The organism is Pseudomonas sp. SCT, assembly GCF_003864275.1.
Taxonomy (GTDB): domain Bacteria; phylum Pseudomonadota; class Gammaproteobacteria; order Pseudomonadales; family Pseudomonadaceae; genus Stutzerimonas; species Stutzerimonas stutzeri_AE.
Window position 1 is genome coordinate 1 of sequence record NZ_BDJA01000008.1, and the last position, 22,246, is coordinate 22,246.

Consider the following 22,246-nt stretch of genomic DNA (forward strand, 5'->3'; position numbering starts at 1 on the left):
GAGGCCGGTTTCAAACCGCTCGGGTTGGGAGGGAGGAATAGGCCGCGCCTCACCAGAAGGGCCGTGTGCGGCTGTATCCAAGTCCAAGCTATTGCTTCAGATAGCGCCAGTGATGGTGTCGGACGTTGCCGACAGGGGATGGCTGCTCTACAAGCCGTGCAGCGACCTACAGGTCGTCTTTGGTACTCGTATCGGACGTCGATGGGCCGCATTCATATTGTTGCCCCCGTGCTTGACCTGTTGTCGTAGCTATAGGTCGCCCTCGTTCGGCTTCGCGCCGGCCGCTGTATAAGCAGGTCAACACCGACCGTCGCTAGGTGTTCGCGAACCCGCGTCATCAACCAGAGCCCCTAGAACCACTTAATTAATTCGATTGCCGGTTGCCTGTCACGGCCTCACGGCGGGTGGTGCATGTGTCAGCTCGTCAAAGCGCGTAGAATCGCGCCTCGATTCAGTGACCAGAATGCGAGTGGATATCGTGGAAATCTTCAAAGAGTTTACGTTCGAATCAGCGCACCGCCTGCCTCACGTACCGCAGGGGCACAAATGTGGACGTTTACACGGCCATTCGTTTCGAGTAGCTCTCTACATCAGCGGTCCGGTTGACCCGCATACGGGTTGGATTCGCGACTTCGGCGAAATCAAAACGATATTCAAGCCGTTGTACGAATTGCTTGATCATAATTACCTAAATGACATTCCGGGTTTGGAAAATCCCACCAGCGAGAACTTGGCGAAATGGATTTGGAACGAGCTCAAGCCTTTGCTTCCAGAGCTTTCGCGTATCCGTATTCATGAAACTTGTACCAGTGGCTGCGAGTACCAAGGCGATTAATGTCTTTTGCCGGGCTGGATAGTCGCTATGGATTTAAAGTCTTCAATGAGTCGTAGAGGCTATCCAAATCCAGCGTCGAAATATAAGCAGAGGCGAAGCAATCGAGCCTGCCCAGTATTGGCGTGCTGTTCGAACCCCCTGTTTTTGACTCTTTCGCTTCGTTGTAGCAGAGTACGGCGCTTTTCACGCGACCCAGGTCGTTTCTATGGAGAATTCGAATGAACGCAGTTGTTGCGGCAGTCGGCATCATGCTGATCCTGAGTCTATGCCGCGTGCATGTAGTGGTTGCGCTTATTGCAGGAGCGCTGGCCGGCGGTTTGATCGGTGGATTGGGCATCGAGGGCAGTCTCGCCGCGTTCAATAAGGGGCTTGGCGGCGGGGCAACGGTTGCATTGTCTTACGCCTTGCTCGGCGCTTTCGCCGTGGCTATCGGGAAAAGCGGCCTTGCGCACGCCCTCGCGGACAAGGCGCTGAACCTGGTTGGCAAGCAAGGTACGCAGGGTGCCGGCGCCATTAAGTGGCTGATGATTGGTTTGCTGCTTGCCGTAGCCGTGTCTTCGCAGAATATTCTGCCTATCCATATTGCGTTTATTCCGCTTCTGGTTCCGCCGCTCCTTTTCGTGCTGTCGAAGATGAAGATGGATAGGCGTTTGATTGCCTGTGTTCTCGCATTTGGCCTCATTACCCCTTATATGTTTCTCCCAGTCGGGTTCGGCAATATCTTCCTGAACGAGATTTTGTTGGCGAACGTTGCGAAGAGTGGGGTGGATGTCACCGGTATCAAAGTTACGCAGGCGATGTTTATCCCCGCGATGGGGATGGTCGCGGGTCTAGTGGTGGCTTTCTACAGTTATCGCAAACCTCGCGAGTATGACCTTGCGCGGATCGAGCAGGTTGAAAAGAGTACTGTCAGCTACAGCCCGCTGACGCTGTTGGTAGCGGCGGTAGCCGTTGCGGCAGCATTCGTGATCCAGCTGTGGCTGGACTCAATGATCCTCGGTGCGCTCGTGGGATTTGTCATTTTCTCTGTATCGGGCGTAGTGCGCTGGCGGGAGGCAGATGATCTTTTCACTGATGGCATGAAGATGATGGCCATGATCGGTTTCATCATGATTGCAGCCGCTGGGTTTGCCGAAGTGATGCGTGAAACCGGCGAGGTGAAGTTGCTGGTAGATGCATCGACTCAATGGATCGGAAACAGCAAGGCTGTTGGTGCATTGCTGATGCTCCTGGTCGGCTTACTGGTCACCATCGGCATCGGCTCGTCGTTCTCTACCGTGCCGATCATCGCCGCGATCTTTGTCCCGCTTGGCGTGGAGCTAGGGTTCAGCCCGCTGGCGATCGTCAGCCTGGTCGGAACCGCAGGCGCTTTGGGAGACGGCGGTTCGCCGGCATCCGACTCCACTCTTGGGCCAACTGCCGGTCTGAACGCAGATGGTCAGCATAACCATATCTGGGACACGGTCGTGCCGACCTTCCTGCACTACAACCTCCCATTGTTGGCTTTCGGCTGGCTAGCGGCGATGACCCTGTAACGTCGCGGAGTTCAGATTAGGGCCGTCCGCTTGCTGACGGCCCGACATCGATTGATCGCCTGACCCGCACTCGTACCGCTGCCCGTTGACTAAACAGTACTGAACGCAGCGGCAGGGTCAACAATGGTCAATTCGACGCTCGAGCAAAAAGTCTTTCTTGCACTGCTCGTGGTGGTTTCTCTCGCGTTTGGCTGGATTCTATTGCCGTTCTACGGCGCAGTTTTCTGGGCCGTCATCCTCGCAATCATTTTCGCTCCCCTACAGCGATACCTACACCGGCGCCTCAATCAGCGACGGAATCTGGCAGCGTTCGTCACGCTGCTGGTCTGTCTGCTGGTGGCCGTTCTTCCTGTCATCCTGACTACGGGGATGCTGGTTCAGGAGGGCGCGACTCTCTACAAGCAGATCGAAAGCGGGGAGCTGGATATCGGCAGCTGGGTAGCGCGTTTGCGGGATCTGCTGCCTCAGTCAGTGCAACTGCAGTTGCAGCGTTTCGGTTTCGGGGATCTTGAATCGATGCGTGAGCGGCTTGCGTCCGGGGCCCTGGAGGGAAGTCAGTTCCTTGCGACGAAGGCATTCAGCTTTGGTCAGGGTACGTTTCAGTTTCTGATCAGCTTTTTCGTGATGCTTTACCTGTTGTTCTTCTTCATCCGGGATGGCCGTGAGCTGGTTGCACGAATCAGAAAGGCCATTCCGCTCAGCGATGCGCAGAAGCGGCGGTTGTTCAACAAGTTCACGCGTGTGGTGCGAGCGACGGTCAAGGGCAATATTGTCGTAGCCATTACCCAAGGGGCGCTGGGCGGAATTATCTTCGCCGTGCTCGGGATATCAGGCGCCTTGCTCTGGGGTGTGCTGATGGCGTTTCTGTCGTTGTTGCCGGCGGTGGGGGCGGGCCTGATCTGGACGCCCGTAGCGATCTATTTCCTGATGACCGGAGCGATCTGGCAAGGCGTGGTACTGACGCTTTACGGAATCTTGGTGATTGGCCTGGTAGACAATATCCTCAGGCCCATTCTGGTCGGCAAGGACACCAAAATGCCGGACTACGTCGTGCTCATTTCGACGTTGGGGGGGCTGGCTTTGTTCGGATTGAACGGTTTTGTTATCGGCCCATTGGTGGCCGCACTGTTCATCTCTACCTGGGGCCTTTTCACTTCGCCGGAAGAGTCTGACATGGCGCAGCTGGACAGGGCTTCAAGGGAAAAGGGGCCGGCGTGAGCCAGCCCCTAAGCGATCACATCAGGCGCTTGCCGTCTTCACGCGTAATGATGACGGTCGCGGAACGTGGCCTGCGGCCCGGGCCGTCCGGCCAAGTGCTCGTGTAGTTCGTTGCCGTCGAGCCTTCGCCGGGATGTTGAATATTGACGAATAGGGTTCGGAAATCAGGTGTCGCTGTGATCCCCGTCACCTCTGCGCCCTTGGGTCCGACCAGGAACCGCTTGGTCTCGCCGGTTTTGGGGTCGGATACCAGCATCTGGTTGTTACCAAATGGCCCTGCGCTCAGCTGGCTGCCGCTCATGTCGGTCTGAATCCATAGACGGCCTTCGTCATCGAACCATAGCCCGTCCGGGCTGGCCATGATGCTGCTGTCGTCGAGTGGTTTCCCTTTCGGACTGCGGCTGTTTTCCTGAGGGCCAGCGAGAAGATAGAGGTCCCAGCTGAATCGCGTTCCAGCGAAGTCGCGGCTCTCCTCGCGCCACCGGATGATATGACCAAACGGGTTCGGTGCCCGCGGGTTGGAAGCGTCGGCTTCCTGACGGCCGCTGTTGTTGGTGAGGGTGAAGTAGACTTCGCCCGTATCAGGGTTCACCGCACCCCACTCCGGTCGGTCCATCTTGGTTGCGCCGACGATGTCTGCTGCCAGGCGGGTGTTGATCAGGACTTCACCTTGGTCAGCGAACTTCACGTCGGCAGCATCGCAGGCCCGCTGGAACGCTGGGTCTGCATGGTCCAGCGCAAGCCAGTCGCCACTCCCGTCGGCGTTGAAACGCGCCACATAGAGGATGCCGTCGTCCAGCAGGCGTCCATCGCTGCGTTGCGGTCGGTACTTGTCGCGACTGACGTACTTGTAGATGTACTCGTTCTGCGAGTCGTCTCCCGAGTAGCAGACGACGGGGCGACCTGGCTTGACTGGGGCGAACACCAGCCCTTCGTGGGCGAAACGACCCAGCGCCGTGTGCTTCACCGGGGTTGAATTGGGGTCGAACGGGTCTATCTCAACTACCCAGCCGAAGGTGTTTGGCTCGTTGCGATAGTCCTCCTGCGGAGCCTCGGCCATCCGTGTCGCATTGAACCGCTCGAACTCATCGCCCGCGACTGTCTCCCAGCCGTAGCGGCCGCTGCCGCGTATGCCATAACGGCTGAGCTCGCGTGGGGTTTCACTGTCGGCGGTGGCGAAGTAACCAGCCCAGTTCTCCTCGCAGGTCAGATAAGTGCCCCACGGCGTGTGGCCGTTGGCGCAGTTGTTGAGGGTACCTCGGGTCGACGTCCCGCTCGGGCTATAGCGCGTACGCATCAGCGCATGACCACTGGCCGGGCCTTCGATGCGCATCGGGGTGGCGCCGGTAATGCGGCGATTTCGGGCGGTCGGCAGTACCGACCATTCGCCTCGTGGGCCGCGGCGGATTTCCACGACGGATACGCCATGCGCGTTAATTTCTTTACGCACTTCGTCTACATTGGTGCGCTTGCCGTCTACCACCGTTGGGCCGTTGCGGTGGAGCAGGGGAGCGTCGATATACTCGTGATTGAGGACCAGCAAGCCGTGGTCGCTCTGGCGCCCGCCGTGTTTCGCGTTCATCGGGAAGAAGTGCATCCCATCGTGATGCATGCCCACCTGCTGAGCCTGATCTTCTGCGCTATTGCTGCCATCTTCGAGCCAGGCCGGATAGCGACCGGTAATAGGGGTGCCCCACGGGATGAAGGTTGTCGCGGAGTACCCGGCCGGTACCGTGATGGCATCTGCGCGAGTAACTGCAACCGGGGTGAAGGGCAGGCGCGTACGGCGCTTGAACGGAATATCCTTGAGTTCCCGGGCCGTAGGCTCGGCTGCTTGTACGAGTCCGGGAAGCGACGCGCCAAGAAACGCCAAGGCGCCCATTGCTGCGCCGCCAGCGAGTACTTTGCGGCGACCAATCGAGATCACCTCCTGGATATGCGGATTCGTTGAATGGTTACTGGGCAACTCGTCCCCGTTGCCGAACAGAATGTCTTTGTTCTCAGTAATCACGGCGCAGCTCCATAACGATTTGTTGTCGGAGCCATGACGCTAAATTGCATATGCGACAAGAGAATGACAGTAGTGCGTTTGGCCGACGAAGAGCAGGCGCATGTAACGTTTCTGCTGTGAAAAAAAAAGCCCCGGCACAGGTGCCGGGGCTTTTTCACTACACCGCAGCTTTGGAAGCTGCGAACCTGTTCTTAGTGGAACTGGTTCATGGTGTTGTCTTTACCGCTTGCCTTCAGAGCAGCTTCGCCAGCGAAGTACTCTTTGTGGTTGTCGCCAATGTCCGAACCAGCCATGTTCTGGTGCTTGACGCAGGCGATACCCTGACGCAGTTCCTGACGCTGAACGCCCTTCACGTAGGCCAGCATGCCCTGGTCGGCGAAGTAGCCCTTGGCCAGGTTGTCGGTCGACAGCGCGGCGGTGTGGTAGGTCGGCAGGGTGATCAGGTGGTGGAAGATGCCGGCGTGAGCCGAACCGTCACGCTGGAAGGTACGGATCTTCTCGTCTGCAACCTGGGCCAGTTCGGTTTCGTCGTACTCGACGCTCATCAGCTTGGCGCGGTCGTAAGCAGAAACGTCCTTGCCTTCGGCTACGAATGCGTCGAACACCTGCTGGCGGAAGTTCAGAGTCCAGTTGAACGACGGGCTGTTGTTGTAGACCAGCTTGGCGTTCGGGATGGTCTTGCGGATTTCGTCGACCATGGCTGCGATCTGGCCAACGTGCGGCTTCTCGGTTTCGATCCACAGCAGGTCAGCACCGTTCTGCAGCGAGGTGATGCAGTCCAGTACGCAGCGCGCTTCACCGGTGCCAGCACGGAACTGGAACAGGTTGGACGGCAGACGCTTCGGACGCAGCAGCTTGCCTTCGCGCTTGATGACGACGTCGCCGTTGCCCAGAGCGGCTTCGGAAACTTCTTCGCAATCCAGGAAGGAGTTGTACAGGTCGCCCAGGTCGCCCGGCTCTTTGGTCACAGCGATCTGCTTGGTCAGGCCGGCACCCAGGGAGTCGGTACGCGCAACGATCACGCCGTTGTCGATGCCCAGCTCAAGGAAGGCGTAGCGAACGGCGGCGATCTTGGCGAGGAAGTCGGCGTGCGGAACGGTCACTTTACCGTCCTGGTGGCCGCACTGCTTCTCGTCGGATACCTGGTTTTCGATCTGGATGCAGCACGCACCAGCTTCGATCATGCGCTTGGCCAGCAGGTAGGTGGCTTCCGGGTTACCGAAGCCAGCGTCGATGTCGGCGATGATCGGTACGATGTGGGTTTCGTAGTTGTCGATCTGATTCTGGATCTCGGCAGCCTTGGCGTTGTCGCCAGCTTCACGAGCAGCATCCAGGGCGGTGAAGAGCAGGTCCAGTTCGCGGCTGTCAGCCTGACGCAGGAAGGTGTACAGCTCCTCGATCAGGTCGGAAACGGCGGTCTTCTCGTGCATGGACTGGTCCGGCAGCGGGCCGAACTCGGAACGCAGGGCGGCAACCATCCAGCCGGACAGGTAGAGGTAGCGCTTGTTGGTGGTCTTCAGGTGCTTCTTGATGGAGATCAGCTTCTGCTGACCAATGAAGCCGTGCCAGCAGCCGAGGGACTGCGTGTAGACGGACGAGTCGGCGTCGTACTCGGCCATGTCCTTGCGCATGATGTCGGCGGTGTACTGAGCAATTTCCAGACCGGTCTTGAAGCGGTTCTGGGCGCGCATGCGAGCGACGGACTCAGGGTTGATAGCGGCCCAGCTGCTGCCGTATTGCTCTTTCAGGGCGGCAACTGCCTTGATGTCGTCTTGATATGCGGACATGTTCAATCCTTCAAAATAAGTGTGGTTGAGCACCGACTTTTCCCACCGAAACCTACGTGCTATCGCTGATCATTGCGGGCAACACGCGGCAGAGCGTCGAAATATCGACTGGGACGAGGATTGAACCAAGAGAAGGGGGGATACGATCGCCGGGCTGGTTCCGGTTGCTGCGCCCACAGCCGGCGTGGCTGCCGTGTGCGCTACAACAACGAGAAGCGGTCAGTCTGGCTGATGCGTCAATCGCTACCCCGTCCCTCAGGACGACTCGTTCCAGTCGCAACCTCGTCAGTCCGCCTTGTGGGCAGTACAGTCACGGAACGGCTCGGCTGGTTGGCTTGAGCACGCCCCGGAGACCCTTGCCAGGGCCCCTGGTTAGCGGGAGCGGGGCAATAATGCTCCGCTGAAAAGGCATCGTCAATCGTTTTGTAGTGTTTTTTTTGCGGCACTACATTCTCGCGTTGGGGTCGCGCAGAAGGGGCCGCTATCAGTCCAGGACATCGACCTTCAGGCGCATCGACAGATTCTGGCTGCCCTGTGTCGAATAGCGGCGTAGCGTGCCGCGCTGTTCAGAGTCCGCGCTTTCGTCGATGCCGCCGATGGTGATCCACTCGCCGACGCGACCGCTGACCCGGGTATCGGCGTTCTGCATCTCGACCACACCGCTGCGGCCCTGTGCGAGCCGATCACGAGTGCTGCTGATGCTGATCTGCACCCGATCGCCGTGGATGGTCGCAGTGGCATAGAAGCCCCGAAGAACGTCGCGATATTGCGTCTGCTGGTAAATCTGGCCGTAACCGTCGGTGCCCTGGGTCGTCAGTGGCACACTTTGACCAACCTGAATCAGGGCTGGGTAGCCCTCGCTGGCCTGCACCTGTTGAATTCCACCATCTCGGCTGTTGGTACTGCGACGGATGATGCGTACCCGATCGCGACCGCCGGTCTCGCCGCGCCCGGTTTCGAACTCGACGTCACCGGAACGCACGCTTCCATCGACCTGATAACCGCCTGCGCTACTGCTTGCCGAGTCCTGCGTGTCGACGCTGATGAGCAGACGCTTCGGCGCGACATCCAGCTGATCGATTACCCGCCGCAGTTCGCTGATCATCGAGTCAGGTGCATTGACGATCAGCTGATTGCCGTAGGCTGTGACCCGGCCCTGATTGCCCAGTACAGACTCGGCCACGGGAATCACATCCTCGGCCATGCGGTTGTTGAGCTGGATGACCTCGGTTGCTGCGTGTAGTGGCAGGCAAAGAGTGAGCGAGGCGGTCAACAGCAAGGTACGAAGGGTCATAGCAGAAAGCTCCGTAAGTTCGCATCCGACAGCCCATGATCCCACGCCTTGTCGAACTCTGCCTGGCGCATACGCACTCGACCCAGGTCACGATACAAGGCATATCCGGCGTACTGGTCAGCCTTGGGCCTTTCCAATAGACCGCAGTCGTCAGCGATGAGGTACGCGCCGCTGGTCGCGGGATGGTCGGGATTCAGCTTGCGAATATGCAGGTTGCTGGTGAGCCGACGGGCTAGCTGAAGGAGGCGGTGGCCTTCCTTGATCGCCCGTGTTGGATCGGCGACCAGAATGCGCAGCTGGTTGCGCGGATGAGACAGCAGCAGGCGGGTGCACGCCTGTTGGACGCTGCTGTGGTGATACAGCCAAGGCTCGAGGTCCGTGGTGAAGATGCAGACGCAACGCTTTGTCTGCTGCAGCATGGCCAATGTATGCTGGCGAACCTCGATGGGTTTGCTGAAACGCTGCAGTGGGGTGCTTTGGCCTAACTGAAAGGACGCGACTTCCCAAGTCTCGGACTCGGGGATGTCAGCCTGAGGGTTATGCACTGTAAAACGCCCCGGGGAATGGAAGTCGATGGCCGGAAGTTCGGCCTGATCTTCTTGTTCGTCCGAGGCGTTATCGCTCATGAGGGCTCAGTGGCTGCGGCGGAGCATGTCGACATGGGGAATGCCGGCTTCGAGGAACTCGTCGCTGACGACTTCGAAACCCAGGCGTTCATAAAACGCGGTGGCATGAACCTGAGCCGTCAACTTCTGTTCAGCTAGGCCGCGGCGTTCGGCCTCGGCTATGACCGCACGCATCAGCGCATCGCCGACGTTCATGCCGCGCCAGTCACGCAGCACTGCTACTCGCCCGATCTGTCCATCGGCTAGCAGCCGGGCGGTGCCGATCGGATAGTCACCTTCCAGAGCGAGAAAATGGATAGCGTCAGCATCATCGGCGTCCCATTCCTGTTCTGGCGGAACGGCCTGCTCGGCAATGAAAACTGCCTCGCGGATACGCCGTAGCTCGGCATTATCCTGCTGCCAGTCGGCAATCCGTACCTGAACGCTATTCATCAGCAAACTCCAGACTTCCTTGTTTGACCAGTTCGCACAAAAGGCTACGCCCATCATCGTCGCTCAGCCAAGCGCCCACGTTCTCGGCATGCAGCGCATCTGCCGAGCAAATCAGCTTGAGCAATTCACGCAGGCCGGCAGGCAGCAACCGACTTTGTCCGCTGGCAAACAGTAGCAGTCCGATATCCACTTCGCTCCAGGCCAGGCGAGCAGCGGGGTTGCGGACCAGCAGGGCGCCATCTTCAAGGGCGGAAAGCAATTCGGCTTCGTCGATGCCAGGACCTTCTACACGCTCGGGATAGCGAGGTTCTGTCATGAACTGGCCAAACCAGGTCAGCAACAGGCGTTCGTCGCTCATGTGTTCTGCGAGCAGTGCTTTCAGACGATCCAGTGCATCGCTTTGAATCTGGTACGGATCGTCGGTCGGCTGCAGATCGGCGTCGCTGTAGCGGTCTTCGTCGGGCAGGAACTGCGCAAGGAAATCGGTGAAGTGAGTCAGAACCTCCGCCGCGCTCGGTGCGCGGAAGCCGACAGAATAGGTCATGCAGGCATCTTCGGCTGTGCCGAAATGGGCGAGGCGGGGGGGCAGGTAGAGCATGTCGCCAGGCTCCAATACCCACTCATCAGTACCCTGGAAGTCGGCAAGAATCCGGAGATCGCCATGGGCGAGCATCGGACTGTCGCTGTCGCACATCTGCCCGATGCGCCAGCGGCGCTGTCCATGCGCTTGTAGCAGGAACACGTCGTAATTGTCGAAATGCGGGCCGACGCCGCCGCCCGGGGCGGCATAGCTGATCATCACGTCATCGATGCGCCAGTTGGGGAGGAAGCGGAAGTGTTCGATCAGGTCGGCAACATCCGGCACCAGCTGATCCACGGCCTGCACCAGCAGGGTCCAGTCGCGCTCGGGAAGCTGCTGATAGGTGTCCTCGGCAAATGGGCCACGGCGAAGCTCCCAAGGGCTTTCGCCGTGTTCGATGACAAGGCGGGATTCGACTTCCTCTTCCAGCGAGAGGCCGGCCAGCTCGTCTGGGGAGATGGGGCTTTGGAAGTCCGGAATGGCCTGGCGGATGAGAAGAGGTTTCTTCTGCCAGTAGTCGCGCAGAAATTCCCGGGCGCTGATGCCGCCCAGGATTTGAAGTGGAATGTTAGAAGTCATGCGTAACACCTTGCTCTATATGCAGAGCTGAAAATAAAAACGCCCGGCACAGCCGGGCGTGCATGCATGGTTTCGCTCAGATGCGCTTGGCCTGCGCAACTGCGTTGCCGATGTAGTTGGCCGGGGTCAGCTTGCGCAGCTCAGTCTTGGCTTCAGCCGGAATGTCGAGGCCGTCGATGAACGCCTGCAGGGCGTCTGGCGTGATGCCTTTGCCGCGGGTCAGGTCCTTCAGCTTCTCGTAGGCGTTCTCCACGGCGTAGCGGCGCATGACGGTCTGCACCGGCTCAGCCAGCACTTCCCAGCAGGCGTCGAGGTCTTCGGCGATGCGGGCGGCGTTCAGCTCGAGTTTGCCAATACCCTTGAGGCTGGCTTCGTAGGCGATGACGCTGTGGGCGAAGCCGACGCCTAGGTTGCGCAGCACGGTGGAGTCAGTCAGGTCACGCTGCCAGCGAGAAATCGGCAGCTTGCTCGCCAGATGCTGGAACAGCGCGTTGGCGATGCCGAGATTGCCTTCGGAGTTTTCGAAGTCGATCGGGTTGACCTTGTGCGGCATGGTGGACGAGCCGATCTCGCCCGCAACGGTCTTCTGCTTGAAGTAGCCGAGGGAGATGTAGCCCCACACGTCGCGGTCGAAGTCGATGAGAATGGTGTTGAAGCGCGCAATGGCATCGAACAGCTCGGCGATGTAATCGTGCGGCTCGATCTGCGTCGTGTAGGGGTTCCAGGTCAGGCCGAGGTCACCTTCGATGAACTCGCGCGCGTTGGCTTCCCAGTCGATATCCGGATAGGCGCTCAGGTGGGCGTTGTAGTTGCCCACGGCACCGTTGATCTTGCCCAGCAGCGGAACAGCTGCAACCTGCACAATCTGACGCTCCAGGCGGTAAACGACGTTCGCCAGCTCTTTGCCGAGGGTGGTCGGCGACGCGGGTTGGCCATGGGTGCGCGACAGCATCGGCACGTCAGCGAACTGCACGGCCAGGTTGCGAATCGACTCGGCGATCTGGCGCATCAGCGGTAGCAGGACGCTGTCGCGCCCTTCGCGAAGCATCAGCGCATGGGAGAGGTTGTTGATGTCTTCGCTGGTACAGGCGAAGTGGATGAACTCGTTGACCTTTGCCAGTTCCGGCAGCTGCTTGGCCTGCTCCTTGAGCAGGTACTCAACCGCTTTGACGTCATGGTTGGTGGTGCGCTCGAACTCCTTGACGCGCTCGGCATGTTCCAGCTGAAAGTTCTCGGCCAACTGATTCAGCACGGCATTGGCTTCGCTGGAGAAGGGCGCAACTTCCGGAACGCCTGGATGGGCAGCGAGGCGCTGGAGCCAGCGGACTTCGACCTGAACACGGCAGCGGATCAGGCCGAATTCGCTGAAGATCGGGCGCAGGGCGCTGGTTTTGCCGGCGTAGCGGCCGTCGACGGGGGAAACCGCCGTGAGCGAGGAAAGCTGCATAGAGGGCATTCTCGGACAGGCAACGAAAAGAGGGCGCAGATTATACACGAATGCACCGGCTGAGCCCGGCACATTCGCTGCGGTTAATGGTCCTCGCCCTGAGTTGAGCGAAGCCTTGGATAGAGCGCATCGAGCAACTTGCGACGGCTGAAGATGAGCTGCCAGCGATGCCCGCCGAGCTGGCGCCAGAGGCGCGCCGAGCGGATGCCGGAAAGCAGCAGGGCGCGAATCTTGGCCGCATTGTCCGTCTGCTGCAGGTGACGCATATCGCCCTGAACCTGGATGCGTTGGCGGAAGGTACTCAAGGTGTCCTGATATAGCCCGCCGAACGAGGCGACGACGTTCTCGTGGGTGATGCCGAAGTGCTCGACCTGCTGCTGGATCTGGTCCAGACGGCTGCCGATGACCTGAAGCATGTCATCACGTTTGTCCAGCTGGCGCTCCAGGCCGATCATTGCCAGTGCGTAACGTAGCGGCTCGCGCTGCAGCGTGCTGCTGTCGCGCTCCAGTGCGCCAACCAGCGCGCGGTAGCCATCACGCAGGTTGAGATCGTCGCCGCCATAGATCTCCAGCGTGGTTTGCGGATTGCGCGCCAGCAGGCTGCCGAGCATGCAGGCAAGTGAGGCGTTCGGCACTTGGCCGGTGCGTGCAATGCGATCTACCAGCGTTGCGGCTTCGAACACCGCACCAAGCGCGATCAGCTGCTCATCCAGCGCCTTCATGGGCGGCCCTCGAACCAAGGCTCGGCCTGCTCGATCACGCCGCCACCCAGACAGATTTCGCCGTCGTAGAACACGACCGACTGGCCCGGTGTTACCGCCCGTTGTGGTGCCTCGAACACGGCCCGGTAACCCTCTGCGGTCTTTTCCAGCGTGCAGGCTTGATCGCTCTGGCGATAACGAACCTTGGCGGTCAGCTTGAGTGGCGTGCTGAGGTCGATGGGGTTCACCCAGTAGATTTCGGATGCTAGCAGGGCGCGGGAAAACAGCCATGGATGGTCGTTGCCCTGGCCGACCACCAGCGCATTGCGCTGCAGGTCTTTGCTCAAGACGTACCAGGGCTCGTCCGATGCATCTTTCAAGCCGCCTATCCCCAGCCCCTGGCGCTGGCCAATGGTGTGATACATCAAACCATGGTGGCGGCCGATCACTTCGCCGTCGACGGTTTCGATGTTGCCCGGCTGCGCCGGAAGATACTGCTTGAGGAAGTCGCTGAAGCGCCGCTCGCCGATGAAGCAGATGCCGGTGGAATCTTTCTTTTTCGCCGTAGCGAGGTCGTACTTCTCCGCGATCGCGCGGACTGCTGGCTTTTCCAGCTCGCCAACGGGAAACAGCGTCTTGCCTAGCTGCTCGCCGCCGACCGCATGCAGGAAGTAGCTCTGGTCCTTGTTCGGGTCCAGCCCCTTGAGCAGCTCGCTGCGTCCGTCACGGTCACGGCGACGGACGTAATGACCCGTGGCGATCAGGTCGGCGCCGAGCATCAGTGCGTAATCGAGGAACGCCTTGAACTTGATTTCGCGATTGCAGAGGATATCCGGGTTCGGTGTGCGCCCGGCCTTGTACTCAGCAAGGAAGTGCTCGAAGACGTTGTCCCAGTACTCGGCTGCGAAGTTGGCCGTGTGCAGCTTGATGCCGATCCGATCGCAGACGGCCTGGGCATCGGCAAGGTCTTCTTTGGCAGTGCAGTATTCCGTGCCATCGTCCTCTTCCCAGTTCTTCATGAACAGGCCTTCGACCTGGTAGCCCTGCTCGAGCAGCAGGAGGGCCGAAACGGAAGAATCCACTCCGCCGGACATGCCAACGATTACGCGAGTTTTTTCCGGGGCGGTTAGGGTCGTTACAGACATAGGAATACGCTGAGGTTTTGCAAGGGGGCGCAATTCTAACAGGCCAGCCGCTGGCTGACGAAGCCGTGATCAGTTGCGAATCACTTCAAGCGAATGCAGGGGGCCGCTCAGGTAATCATCGATGCAGCGGGGCACCAGCTCGCTGCGCCAGCGGTCCGGCTGCTCGGCCAGCTCTTCGCGGCTCAACCACCGGGCTGCGACGATACCCTCATCGAGCGTGCGCTGTGGATCATGCTGCAGCGCTTTGGCCGCGAAACAGACGCGCTGATAGGTCACGCCATTGCTGGGCGCGGTGTACAGGTAAATGCCGATGACACCGGTGAGCTCGACATCCCAACCGGTTTCTTCGAGGGTTTCCCGCACGGCTGCCTCTCGCAGATTTTCGTTGGCTTCCAGGTGCCCGGCAGGCTGATTGAGTACGAGACGGCCTGCCTTGAGTTCTTCCACCAGCAGGAAGCGGCCCTGATTCTCGATCACGGTTGCGACAGTGATATGCGGTTGCCAATCCATAGGAGCTGCCTCGTGTAAATGATCGGATGATAGGGAGCCCGATCTCGGAAAGCACGAACCCCGGCGCAGGGCCGGGGTTCGTGGTGACGCTCAGGCCTGGGTTCAGGCGTTCAGCGCCGCCAGAGCTGAGTTGAAGGTGGCGCTGGGGCGCATCACCTTGCTGGTCAGCTCGGGGTTGGAGCGGTAGTAGCCGCCGATGTCGACCGGCTTGCCCTGAACGGCAGCGAGTTCGTCAACGATGGTAGCTTCCTGCTCGGTCAGCTGCTTGGCCAGCGGAGCGAAGTGGGCTTTGAGTTCAGCGTCTTCGTCCTGCGCCGCCAGGGCCTGAGCCCAGTACAGTGCGAGGTAGAAGTGGCTGCCGCGGTTGTCGAGCTGACCAACCTTGCGCGCCGGCGACTTGTTGTTGTCCAACAGTTTGCCGGTAGCCTGGTCCAGAGTCTTGCCGAGGATCTTGGCCTTGACGTTGCCGGTCTTGATTCCGGTTTCTTCCAGGGACACGGCCAAGGCGAGGAACTCACCCAGGGAGTCCCAGCGCAGGTAGTTTTCTTCCACCAGCTGCTGCACGTGCTTTGGTGCGGAGCCACCAGCTCCAGTTTCGTACATGCCGCCACCAGCCATCAGCGGAACGATGGAAAGCATTTTCGCCGAGGTACCCAGTTCCATGATCGGGAACAGGTCGGTCAGGTAGTCGCGTAGCACGTTGCCGGTCACCGAAATGGTGTCCTGCCCACGGATCATGCGCTCCATGCTGACGCGAATGGCCTCGTTGTAGCCCATGATGCGGATGTCCAGGCCACTCAGATCGTGATCCTTGAGATAGGTTTCCACTTTCTCCTGCAGCTGACGATCGTGGGCGCGCTCCGGGTCCAGCCAGAAGATCGCCGGGGTGTTCGACTGACGGGCGCGGGTAACGGCCAGCTTGACCCAATCGCGGATCGGGGCGTCCTTGGTCTGGCAGGCGCGCCAGATGTCGCCTTTCTCGACTTCGTGCTGCATCAGAACGGTGCCGTCGGCCAGAACGACGCGCATGGTGCCGTCGGCCTGCATTTCGAAGGTCTTGTCGTGCGAGCCGTATTCCTCAGCCTTTTGAGCCATCAGGCCAACGTTCGGCACGCTGCCCATGGTGACCGGGTCGAAGGCACCATTGGTTTTGCAGAAGTTGATCATTTCCTGGTAGATGCGGGCGTAAGTGCTTTCCGGCATTACCGCTTTGGTGTCCTTCTGCTTGCCGTCCTTACCCCACATCTGACCAGAGTTGCGGATCATTGCCGGCATCGAGGCGTCGACGATGACGTCGCTCGGGATGTGCAGGTTGGTGATGCCCTTGACCGAATCGACCATCGCCATTTCCGGACGATGGGCGTAGACCTCATGGATGTCGTGCAGAATTTCTTCCTGCTGCGAGACGGGCAGCGACTTGATCTTGTCGTAGACGCTGCTGATGCCGTTGTTCGGATTGACGCCCAGCTCCTTGAACAGTTCGCCGTACTTGTCGAACACGTCCTTGTAGTAAACGCTGACCGCATGGCCGAAGACGATCGGGTGCGAGATCTTCATCATGGTGGCCTTGACGTGCAGCGACCACATCACGCCGGTTTCCTTGCAGTCCTGCAGGGTTTCTTCGAAGAACGCGCGCAGCTTGTTGCAGCTCATGAACATGCCGTCGAGCACTTCGCCTTCCTGCAGGGCGAGCTGCTTCTTGACTTCCACCTTGCCGTCTTTGCCGACGAACTCGATGCGCACGTCACCGGCTTTTTCCATGGTGATCGATTGTTCGCTGGAAAAGAAATCGCCGCCGCGCATGTAGTCGGCGTGGGACTGCGACGCCTTGCTCCACTTGCCCATGGAGTGCGGGTGCTTGCGGGCATAGGCCTTGACTGCGGCCGGGGCGCGACGGTCGGAGTTCCCCTCACGCAGGACCGGATTCACGGCACTGCCGAGCACCTTGCTGTAACGCGCGCGTGCGTCTTTCTCGGCGTCGGTCTGTGGGTCTTCCGGGAAGTTGGGAATGTTGTAGCCGAGGGCTTGCAGCTCGGCGATGGCTGCTTTGAGCTGCGGTACGGAGGCGCTGATGTTCGGCAGCTTGATGATGTTGGCATCGGGCTGATTGGTCAGTTCGGCAAGCTTGGCGAGGTCGTCGTCGACTTTCTTGTCAGCGTCCAACTGGTCGGCAAAACTCGCAAGAATGCGCCCTGCAAGAGAGATGTCGCGTGTTTCGACGGCTATCTCAGCGGAGGCGGCGAAGGCTTCTACAATTGGAAGAAGCGAATAGGTGGCCAGGGCTGGAGCTTCGTCGGTGAAGGTATAGATGATCTTCGAAGGGGTGGACATTTAGCGTTAACTCTCTTCTTGCTGGGCGTGCACAGGATCCCGAGTGCGCCGGGTAGGCGCCCTGGCTCTTCGTTTGGTGAGCCAGAAGGGGATTAGCCGCGGTGATGATGGATGCACCAATAGAGTGTCGAGCATTTGAACCAGGGAGCTGCGGTAGCAACTCTGAGGTTTCAAGAGGCGGGTCTTGTACAAGACAGGCTCGTCCCTTATGACTTGTTAGTCATCCGAGAAGTATACCATTGCGCCACCCTCTGGCAGAACGGCATTGCGCATACGACGAACGAACATGTAGTTTCAGGCGATTCGAGTGGGTTACCCTCAAACGACGATCGATGTCTAACCACGAAGACGGAGTCCAGCATGGGATACCAAAAGATCCAGGTGCCATCCAGCGGTGACAAAATTACCGTTAATGCCGACAACACCCTGAACGTCCCCAACAACCCGATCATTCCTTATATAGAAGGGGATGGTATCGGAGTCGATATCAGCCCGGTGATGATCAAAGTCGTGGATGCCGCCGTGCAGAAGGCCTATGGCGGTCAGCGCAAGATTGCCTGGATGGAAATCTACGCGGGCGAGAAGGCGACACAGGTCTACGACCAGGACACCTGGCTGCCGAAGGAGACCCTGGAAGCCGTTCGTGATTACGTGGTGTCAATCAAGGGCCCCCTGACCACTCCGGTCGGCGGTGGCATCCGCTCCTTGAACGTTGCGCTGCGCCAAGAGCTTGATCTCTACGTCTGTCAGCGTCCGGTTCGCTGGTTCACCGGTGTGCCTAGCCCGGTCAAGAAGCCGGGTGACGTTGACATGGTGATCTTTCGTGAAAACTCCGAAGACATCTACGCCGGCGTAGAGTGGAAGGCTGGCTCCCCTGAGGCGGAGAAAGTCATCAAGTTCCTTACCGAAGAAATGGGCGTCAAGAAGATTCGCTTCACAGAAAACTGTGGCATCGGCATCAAGCCGGTTTCACTGGAAGGCACCAAGCGCTTGGTTCGTAAAGCCCTGCAGTACGCGGTCGACAATGACCGTAGCTCGGTCACTATCGTGCACAAAGGCAACATCATGAAGTTCACCGAAGGTGCCTTCAAGGAGTGGGGCTATGAGGTGGCTCGCGACGAGTTCGGCGCTGAGCTGCTGGATGGTGGGCCCTGGATGCAGTTCAAGAATCCGAATACCGGCAAGAATATCGTCGTGAAAGACGCCATCGCTGACGCCATGCTGCAACAGATTCTGCTGCGCCCGGCTGAGTACGATGTCATTGCCACGCTCAACCTGAACGGTGACTACTTGTCCGATGCCTTGGCCGCCGAAGTGGGCGGTATCGGTATCGCTCCTGGCGCGAACCTGTCCGACACCGTAGCCATGTTCGAGGCGACCCACGGCACTGCGCCGAAGTACGCCGGCCAAGATAAGGTCAACCCCGGCTCTTTGATTCTTTCCGCCGAGATGATGCTGCGTCACATGGGCTGGGTAGAAGCAGCGGACCTGATCATCAAGTCGACCGAAAGCGCTATCGCAGCCAAGACCGTGACCTACGACTTCGAGCGGCTGATGGAAGGCGCGCAGCTGATGTCATGCTCGCAGTTCGGCGATGCAATGATCAGTCATATGTAACGCGACCTGACGAAAAAAAGGCCGATCATCTGATCGGCCTTTTTGTTTGTTTCGTGAAACGTCAGGCGTCTACGGTGGAAACACCCTGAGCAGCAGGGGCCGTCGCTTCAGACATGGCCTGCTGCGGCCTGATGTCGGTTGCGTGGAGGCCTTTCGGACCCTGCAGGATATTGAACATGACCGCTTGCCCAGCTTTCAGAGTTCGGTAGCCTTCCATCTGGATGGCTGAGTAGTGGGCGAACAGGTCCTCATCGCCGCCGTCTGCTACGATGAAGCCATAGCCTTTGGCGTTGTTGAACCACTTGACCTTACCGCTTAGCATGCTGTTATCCCTCTGCAAAGGAGTCCATTACTGGAGTAACATCCATTTCATTCCGCGCTTATGCAGCCCGAGGCCTCATGTTGCGCAACCCGTTTGCCCTTGTAGGCACATACTGTTTGTATCATCGTTTTGCCGATAGTCAAGGCGACTCGTCAGCTGGCTGCGAAGCTGTCCATATTTATCTGGCCCCGGCGCCACGACCTAGAACCGTTATGCGCATGCATGCATTTGCTCAGATTCGACTAACATTCAATCAGGACCGGCCCTTAGGGGACGAAGACGACGCGTCTGGCCTCGCTGTTCAGGAGGCCAAGCCAGAATTGAAGGCACCACCGATGTATAGAGTTGTCATGTTTAATGACGACTACACACCGATGGATTTTGTCGTCGAGGTGCTGGAAGGCATTTTTAATCACAGCAGGGAGCAGGCCACCAAGATCATGCTGGCCGTCCATACCGAGGGGCAGGCAGTTTGCGGGCTGTATACCCGTGATGTGGCCGAAACCAAAGCGATGCAAGTGAATCAATATGCAAGGGAATGCCAGCACCCGCTGCTTTGTGAGATCGAGAAGGACGGTTAACTCCGATTGCTGGGGAAGAGGTGAAAGCTATGTTGAACCGTGAGCTCGAAGTCACTCTGAATCTGGCTTTCAAAGAGGCACGTACCAAGCGTCATGAATTCATGACGGTTGAACACCTCCTGTTGGCCCTACTGGACAATGAAGCGGCTGCGACCGTGTTGCGGGCCTGTGGCGCGAGCCTGGACAAGCTGCGCCACGATCTGCAGGAGTTCATTGACTCCACCACTCCACTTATTCCACAGCATGATGAAGAGCGTGAAACCCAGCCAACACTAGGGTTTCAGCGCGTTCTGCAGCGTGCGGTGTTCCATGTTCAGAGCTCCGGCAAGCGCGAGGTGACAGGCGCCAACGTGCTGGTGGCAATCTTCAGTGAGCAGGAGAGTCAGGCCGTATTCCTGCTCAAGCAGCAGAATGTGGCGCGTATCGATGTCGTCAACTATATCGCGCATGGGATTTCCAAGGTTCCAGGCAATGCCGGTAGCCCGGAAAGCGATGCGGAAATGCAGGATGAAGACGGCGGCGAGTCGGGAGCCTCCAGCAATCCGCTTGATGCCTATGCAAGCAATCTCAATGAGCTGGCACGTCAAGGGCGGATCGATCCGCTGGTAGGGCGCGAAAATGAGGTCGAGCGCGTTGCGCAGATTCTCGCGCGTCGGCGCAAGAACAATCCGCTTCTCGTCGGCGAGGCCGGCGTCGGCAAGACGGCGATTGCCGAAGGGCTGGCCAAGCGGATTGTGGACAACCAGGTTCCGGATCTGCTGGCCGACAGTGTCGTTTATTCGTTGGATCTGGGTGCACTGCTAGCTGGTACGAAATACCGCGGGGATTTCGAGAAGCGCTTCAAGGCGCTGCTTGGCGAGCTGCGCAAGCGTCCACATGCGATTCTCTTCATTGACGAGATTCATACCATCATCGGCGCTGGTGCTGCTTCGGGTGGGGTAATGGACGCTTCCAACCTACTCAAGCCGCTGCTTTCTTCAGGGGAGATTCGCTGCATCGGCTCCACGACTTTCCAGGAGTTTCGCGGAATCTTCGAGAAGGATCGCGCGCTGGCGCGGCGTTTCCAGAAGGTCGATGTGTCCGAGCCCTCGGTTGAGGACACCATTGGCATTCTGCGTGGGCTGAAGGGGCGTTTCGAGCAGCATCACCATATCGAGTACAGCGACGAGGCGCTTCGTGCGGCGGCGGAGCTGGCATCGCGTTATATCAACGATCGCCATATGCCTGACAAGGCGATTGACGTGATCGATGAAGCTGGCGCGTACCAACGGTTGCAGCCTGAGGATCAACGCGTCAAATGCATCGACGTCGAGCAGGTCGAGGACATCGTTGCGAAGATCGCACGCATCCCACCGAAGCACGTCAGCAGTTCGGACAAGGAGTTGCTGCGTAATCTTGAGCGTGACCTCAAGCTCACTGTGTTCGGACAGGACGATGCGATCGATTCGCTGGCGACCGCCATCAAGCTTTCTCGTGCAGGGCTCAAGGCGCCAGACAAGCCAGTCGGCTCGTTCCTCTTTGCCGGTCCGACCGGTGTGGGCAAGACCGAGGCTGCGCGTCAGCTGGCGCGCGCTCTGGGGGTCGAGCTGATTCGCTTCGACATGTCCGAGTACATGGAGCGCCATACCGTGTCCCGGCTCATCGGCGCACCTCCGGGTTACGTCGGGTTCGATCAGGGTGGCCTGCTAACCGAGGCCATCACCAAACAGCCGCACTGTGTGCTGCTGCTGGACGAGATCGAGAAGGCGCACCCGGAAGTCTTCAACCTGCTACTGCAGGTGATGGATCACGGCACGCTCACCGATAACAACGGGCGCAAGGCGGACTTCCGTAATGTGATCATCATCATGACCACTAACGCCGGTGCGGAAACTGCGGCGCGAGCCTCGATTGGTTTTACGCTGCAGGACCATGCGTCGGATGCGATGGAAGTGATCAAGAAGAGCTTTACTCCGGAATTCCGGAACCGTCTGGATACAATCATCCAGTTCGGCCGGCTGAGCCACGAAGTGATCAAGAGCATCGTCGACAAGTTCCTCATCGAACTGCAGGCGCAGCTCGAGGACAAGCATGTGACGCTGGAGGTGTCGGATGCGGCCCGCGGCTGGCTGGCCGAGCATGGCTACGATGCACAGATGGGGGCACGGCCAATGGCGCGGCTGATTCAGGACAAGATCAAGCGGCCTTTGGCCGAAGAGATCCTGTTCGGAGAGCTGGCCGAGCATGGTGGGGTGGTGCATATCGATATTCGGGACGGCGAACCGTTCTTCGAATTCGAGACTTCTGCCGAGCTGGCGTGACTGTCAGAGGTGTCGAACGCCCGGCTTTTTTGCCGGGCGTTTTTTGTCCGCGGGCTGTAGCGGGCCGAACTTTTAACGCAACAAAAAAGCCCGGTCAGAACCGGGCATTTTTTCTCGCAGCTCGCTTAGCGGGCGCGGTAGGTGATGCGACCCTTGCTCAGATCGTAGGGGGTCAGTTCCACGCGAACCTTGTCACCGGTAAGAATCCGGATGTAGTTCTTGCGCATCTTTCCGGAGATGTGCGCAGTAACGACGTGCCCATTTTCCAACTCCACACGAAACATGGTGTTTGGCAGGGTGTCGACGACAGTACCTTCCATTTCGAAGCTGTCTTCTTTCGACATTCAGTAAAGTCCTCGGTGTCCAAATGAGTGACCCGGCGCATGCGTGCGCGG

The 22,246-nt window shown here is 59.0% G+C and carries 19 protein-coding genes; 6 read left to right on the top strand and 13 right to left on the bottom strand.

Going from position 1 to position 22,246, the window contains the following annotated elements:
* Positions 1 to 478: 478 nt before the first annotated feature.
* From queD to BHD08_RS18470, 3 genes are all read left to right on the top strand, one after another.
* Positions 479 to 835, top strand: coding sequence for a 6-carboxytetrahydropterin synthase QueD (gene queD / locus BHD08_RS18460; protein ID WP_177412699.1), 357 nt, complete (start codon positions 479 to 481; stop codon positions 833 to 835).
* A gap of 218 nt (positions 836 to 1,053) precedes the next feature.
* Positions 1,054 to 2,370 carry a Na+/H+ antiporter family protein gene (locus BHD08_RS18465; protein WP_015276835.1) on the top strand — a complete coding sequence of 439 codons (1,317 nt, stop codon included), beginning with the start codon at positions 1,054 to 1,056 and terminating at the stop codon, positions 2,368 to 2,370.
* Between the two features lie 123 nt (positions 2,371 to 2,493).
* Entirely contained in the window at positions 2,494 to 3,588 is a 1,095-nt protein-coding gene (locus BHD08_RS18470) for an AI-2E family transporter (RefSeq protein ID WP_015276836.1), read from the top strand.
* Between the two features lie 16 nt (positions 3,589 to 3,604).
* On the opposite strand, the gene BHD08_RS18475 is transcribed toward BHD08_RS18470, so the two are convergent.
* The 11 genes from BHD08_RS18475 to BHD08_RS18525 form a co-directional block, all read right to left on the bottom strand.
* A complete protein-coding gene (locus BHD08_RS18475) occupies positions 3,605 to 5,599 on the bottom strand; it encodes a PhoX family phosphatase (RefSeq protein ID WP_015276837.1) in 1,995 nt (664 codons plus the stop codon).
* Between the two features lie 191 nt (positions 5,600 to 5,790).
* A complete protein-coding gene (locus tag BHD08_RS18480; RefSeq protein WP_125024073.1) occupies positions 5,791 to 7,386 on the bottom strand; it encodes an isocitrate lyase in 1,596 nt (531 codons plus the stop codon).
* A gap of 484 nt (positions 7,387 to 7,870) precedes the next feature.
* Entirely contained in the window at positions 7,871 to 8,680 is an 810-nt protein-coding gene (locus BHD08_RS18485) for a secretin N-terminal domain-containing protein (RefSeq protein WP_125024075.1), read from the bottom strand.
* The gene (locus BHD08_RS18490) at positions 8,677 to 9,306 is read right to left on the bottom strand and encodes a histone acetyltransferase HPA2 (protein WP_125024077.1); all 630 of its coding nucleotides are present in this window, start codon (positions 9,304 to 9,306) and stop codon (positions 8,677 to 8,679) included. Before BHD08_RS18490 ends, BHD08_RS18485 begins: the two co-directional genes overlap by 4 nt.
* 6 nt (positions 9,307 to 9,312) lie before the next feature.
* On the bottom strand, positions 9,313 to 9,738 hold the full coding sequence (locus BHD08_RS18495) for a GNAT family N-acetyltransferase (protein WP_015276841.1): 426 nt from the start codon (positions 9,736 to 9,738) through the stop codon (positions 9,313 to 9,315).
* Positions 9,731 to 10,897, bottom strand: coding sequence for a cupin domain-containing protein (locus BHD08_RS18500; RefSeq protein WP_125024079.1), 1,167 nt, complete (start codon positions 10,895 to 10,897; stop codon positions 9,731 to 9,733). Before BHD08_RS18500 ends, BHD08_RS18495 begins: the two co-directional genes overlap by 8 nt.
* Before the next feature lie 76 nt (positions 10,898 to 10,973).
* Positions 10,974 to 12,344, bottom strand: coding sequence for an adenylosuccinate lyase (gene purB / locus BHD08_RS18505; protein ID WP_125024081.1), 1,371 nt, complete (start codon positions 12,342 to 12,344; stop codon positions 10,974 to 10,976).
* Positions 12,345 to 12,427: 83 nt separating this feature from the next.
* Positions 12,428 to 13,066, bottom strand: a complete 639-nt coding sequence (hflD, locus tag BHD08_RS18510; protein ID WP_015276844.1) for a high frequency lysogenization protein HflD — start codon at positions 13,064 to 13,066, stop codon at positions 12,428 to 12,430.
* Positions 13,063 to 14,190 carry a tRNA 2-thiouridine(34) synthase MnmA gene (gene mnmA, locus BHD08_RS18515; RefSeq protein WP_015276845.1) on the bottom strand — a complete coding sequence of 376 codons (1,128 nt, stop codon included), beginning with the start codon at positions 14,188 to 14,190 and terminating at the stop codon, positions 13,063 to 13,065. Before mnmA ends, hflD begins: the two co-directional genes overlap by 4 nt.
* 69 nt (positions 14,191 to 14,259) lie before the next feature.
* The gene (locus BHD08_RS18520; protein WP_015276846.1) at positions 14,260 to 14,700 is read right to left on the bottom strand and encodes an NUDIX hydrolase; all 441 of its coding nucleotides are present in this window, start codon (positions 14,698 to 14,700) and stop codon (positions 14,260 to 14,262) included.
* A gap of 102 nt (positions 14,701 to 14,802) precedes the next feature.
* Complete coding sequence (locus BHD08_RS18525) at positions 14,803 to 17,031, bottom strand: NADP-dependent isocitrate dehydrogenase (RefSeq protein WP_015276847.1); 2,229 nt, start codon at positions 17,029 to 17,031, stop codon at positions 14,803 to 14,805.
* Between the two features lie 360 nt (positions 17,032 to 17,391).
* Here BHD08_RS18525 and icd point away from each other — a divergent pair, with 360 nt between their 5' ends.
* Positions 17,392 to 18,648: an NADP-dependent isocitrate dehydrogenase gene (icd, locus tag BHD08_RS18530; protein ID WP_015276848.1), complete on the top strand. Its 1,257-nt coding sequence runs from the start codon at positions 17,392 to 17,394 to the stop codon at positions 18,646 to 18,648.
* Positions 18,649 to 18,709: 61 nt separating this feature from the next.
* On the opposite strand, the gene cspD is transcribed toward icd, so the two are convergent.
* Complete coding sequence (gene cspD / locus BHD08_RS18535) at positions 18,710 to 18,970, bottom strand: cold shock domain-containing protein CspD (RefSeq protein ID WP_015276849.1); 261 nt, start codon at positions 18,968 to 18,970, stop codon at positions 18,710 to 18,712.
* 218 nt (positions 18,971 to 19,188) lie between these two features.
* Between cspD and clpS the strand changes: the two genes are divergently transcribed.
* Together clpS and clpA are read left to right on the top strand one after the other, a co-directional pair.
* Positions 19,189 to 19,551, top strand: a complete 363-nt coding sequence (gene clpS / locus BHD08_RS18540; RefSeq protein ID WP_015276850.1) for an ATP-dependent Clp protease adapter ClpS — start codon at positions 19,189 to 19,191, stop codon at positions 19,549 to 19,551.
* A 29-nt stretch (positions 19,552 to 19,580) separates the two neighbouring features.
* Positions 19,581 to 21,851, top strand: coding sequence for an ATP-dependent Clp protease ATP-binding subunit ClpA (clpA, locus tag BHD08_RS18545; RefSeq protein ID WP_015276851.1), 2,271 nt, complete (start codon positions 19,581 to 19,583; stop codon positions 21,849 to 21,851).
* Positions 21,852 to 21,976: 125 nt separating this feature from the next.
* On the opposite strand, the gene infA is transcribed toward clpA, so the two are convergent.
* Positions 21,977 to 22,195, bottom strand: coding sequence for a translation initiation factor IF-1 (gene infA, locus BHD08_RS18550; protein ID WP_002553999.1), 219 nt, complete (start codon positions 22,193 to 22,195; stop codon positions 21,977 to 21,979).
* Positions 22,196 to 22,246 lie beyond the last annotated feature (51 nt).

Excerpts from the sequence above, each read along its gene's own strand:
- mnmA (WP_015276845.1), bottom strand. The coding sequence starts at position 14,190 with ATGTCTGTAACGACCCTAACCGCCCCGGAAAAAACTCGCGTAATCGTT.
- clpS (WP_015276850.1), top strand. The coding sequence starts at position 19,189 with ATGCATGCATTTGCTCAGATTCGACTAACATTCAATCAGGACCGGCCC.
- infA (WP_002553999.1), bottom strand. The coding sequence starts at position 22,195 with ATGTCGAAAGAAGACAGCTTCGAAATGGAAGGTACTGTCGTCGACACC.
- BHD08_RS18485 (WP_125024075.1), bottom strand. The coding sequence starts at position 8,680 with ATGACCCTTCGTACCTTGCTGTTGACCGCCTCGCTCACTCTTTGCCTG.
- BHD08_RS18480 (WP_125024073.1), bottom strand. The coding sequence starts at position 7,386 with ATGTCCGCATATCAAGACGACATCAAGGCAGTTGCCGCCCTGAAAGAG.
- hflD (WP_015276844.1), bottom strand. The coding sequence starts at position 13,066 with ATGAAGGCGCTGGATGAGCAGCTGATCGCGCTTGGTGCGGTGTTCGAA.
- BHD08_RS18520 (WP_015276846.1), bottom strand. The coding sequence starts at position 14,700 with ATGGATTGGCAACCGCATATCACTGTCGCAACCGTGATCGAGAATCAG.
- BHD08_RS18465 (WP_015276835.1), top strand. The coding sequence starts at position 1,054 with ATGAACGCAGTTGTTGCGGCAGTCGGCATCATGCTGATCCTGAGTCTA.
- BHD08_RS18470 (WP_015276836.1), top strand. The coding sequence starts at position 2,494 with ATGGTCAATTCGACGCTCGAGCAAAAAGTCTTTCTTGCACTGCTCGTG.
- icd (WP_015276848.1), top strand. The coding sequence starts at position 17,392 with ATGGGATACCAAAAGATCCAGGTGCCATCCAGCGGTGACAAAATTACC.
- purB (WP_125024081.1), bottom strand. The coding sequence starts at position 12,344 with ATGCAGCTTTCCTCGCTCACGGCGGTTTCCCCCGTCGACGGCCGCTAC.
- BHD08_RS18500 (WP_125024079.1), bottom strand. The coding sequence starts at position 10,897 with ATGACTTCTAACATTCCACTTCAAATCCTGGGCGGCATCAGCGCCCGG.
- cspD (WP_015276849.1), bottom strand. The coding sequence starts at position 18,970 with ATGCTAAGCGGTAAGGTCAAGTGGTTCAACAACGCCAAAGGCTATGGC.
- clpA (WP_015276851.1), top strand. The coding sequence starts at position 19,581 with ATGTTGAACCGTGAGCTCGAAGTCACTCTGAATCTGGCTTTCAAAGAG.
- BHD08_RS18490 (WP_125024077.1), bottom strand. The coding sequence starts at position 9,306 with ATGAGCGATAACGCCTCGGACGAACAAGAAGATCAGGCCGAACTTCCG.
- BHD08_RS18495 (WP_015276841.1), bottom strand. The coding sequence starts at position 9,738 with ATGAATAGCGTTCAGGTACGGATTGCCGACTGGCAGCAGGATAATGCC.
- BHD08_RS18525 (WP_015276847.1), bottom strand. The coding sequence starts at position 17,031 with ATGTCCACCCCTTCGAAGATCATCTATACCTTCACCGACGAAGCTCCA.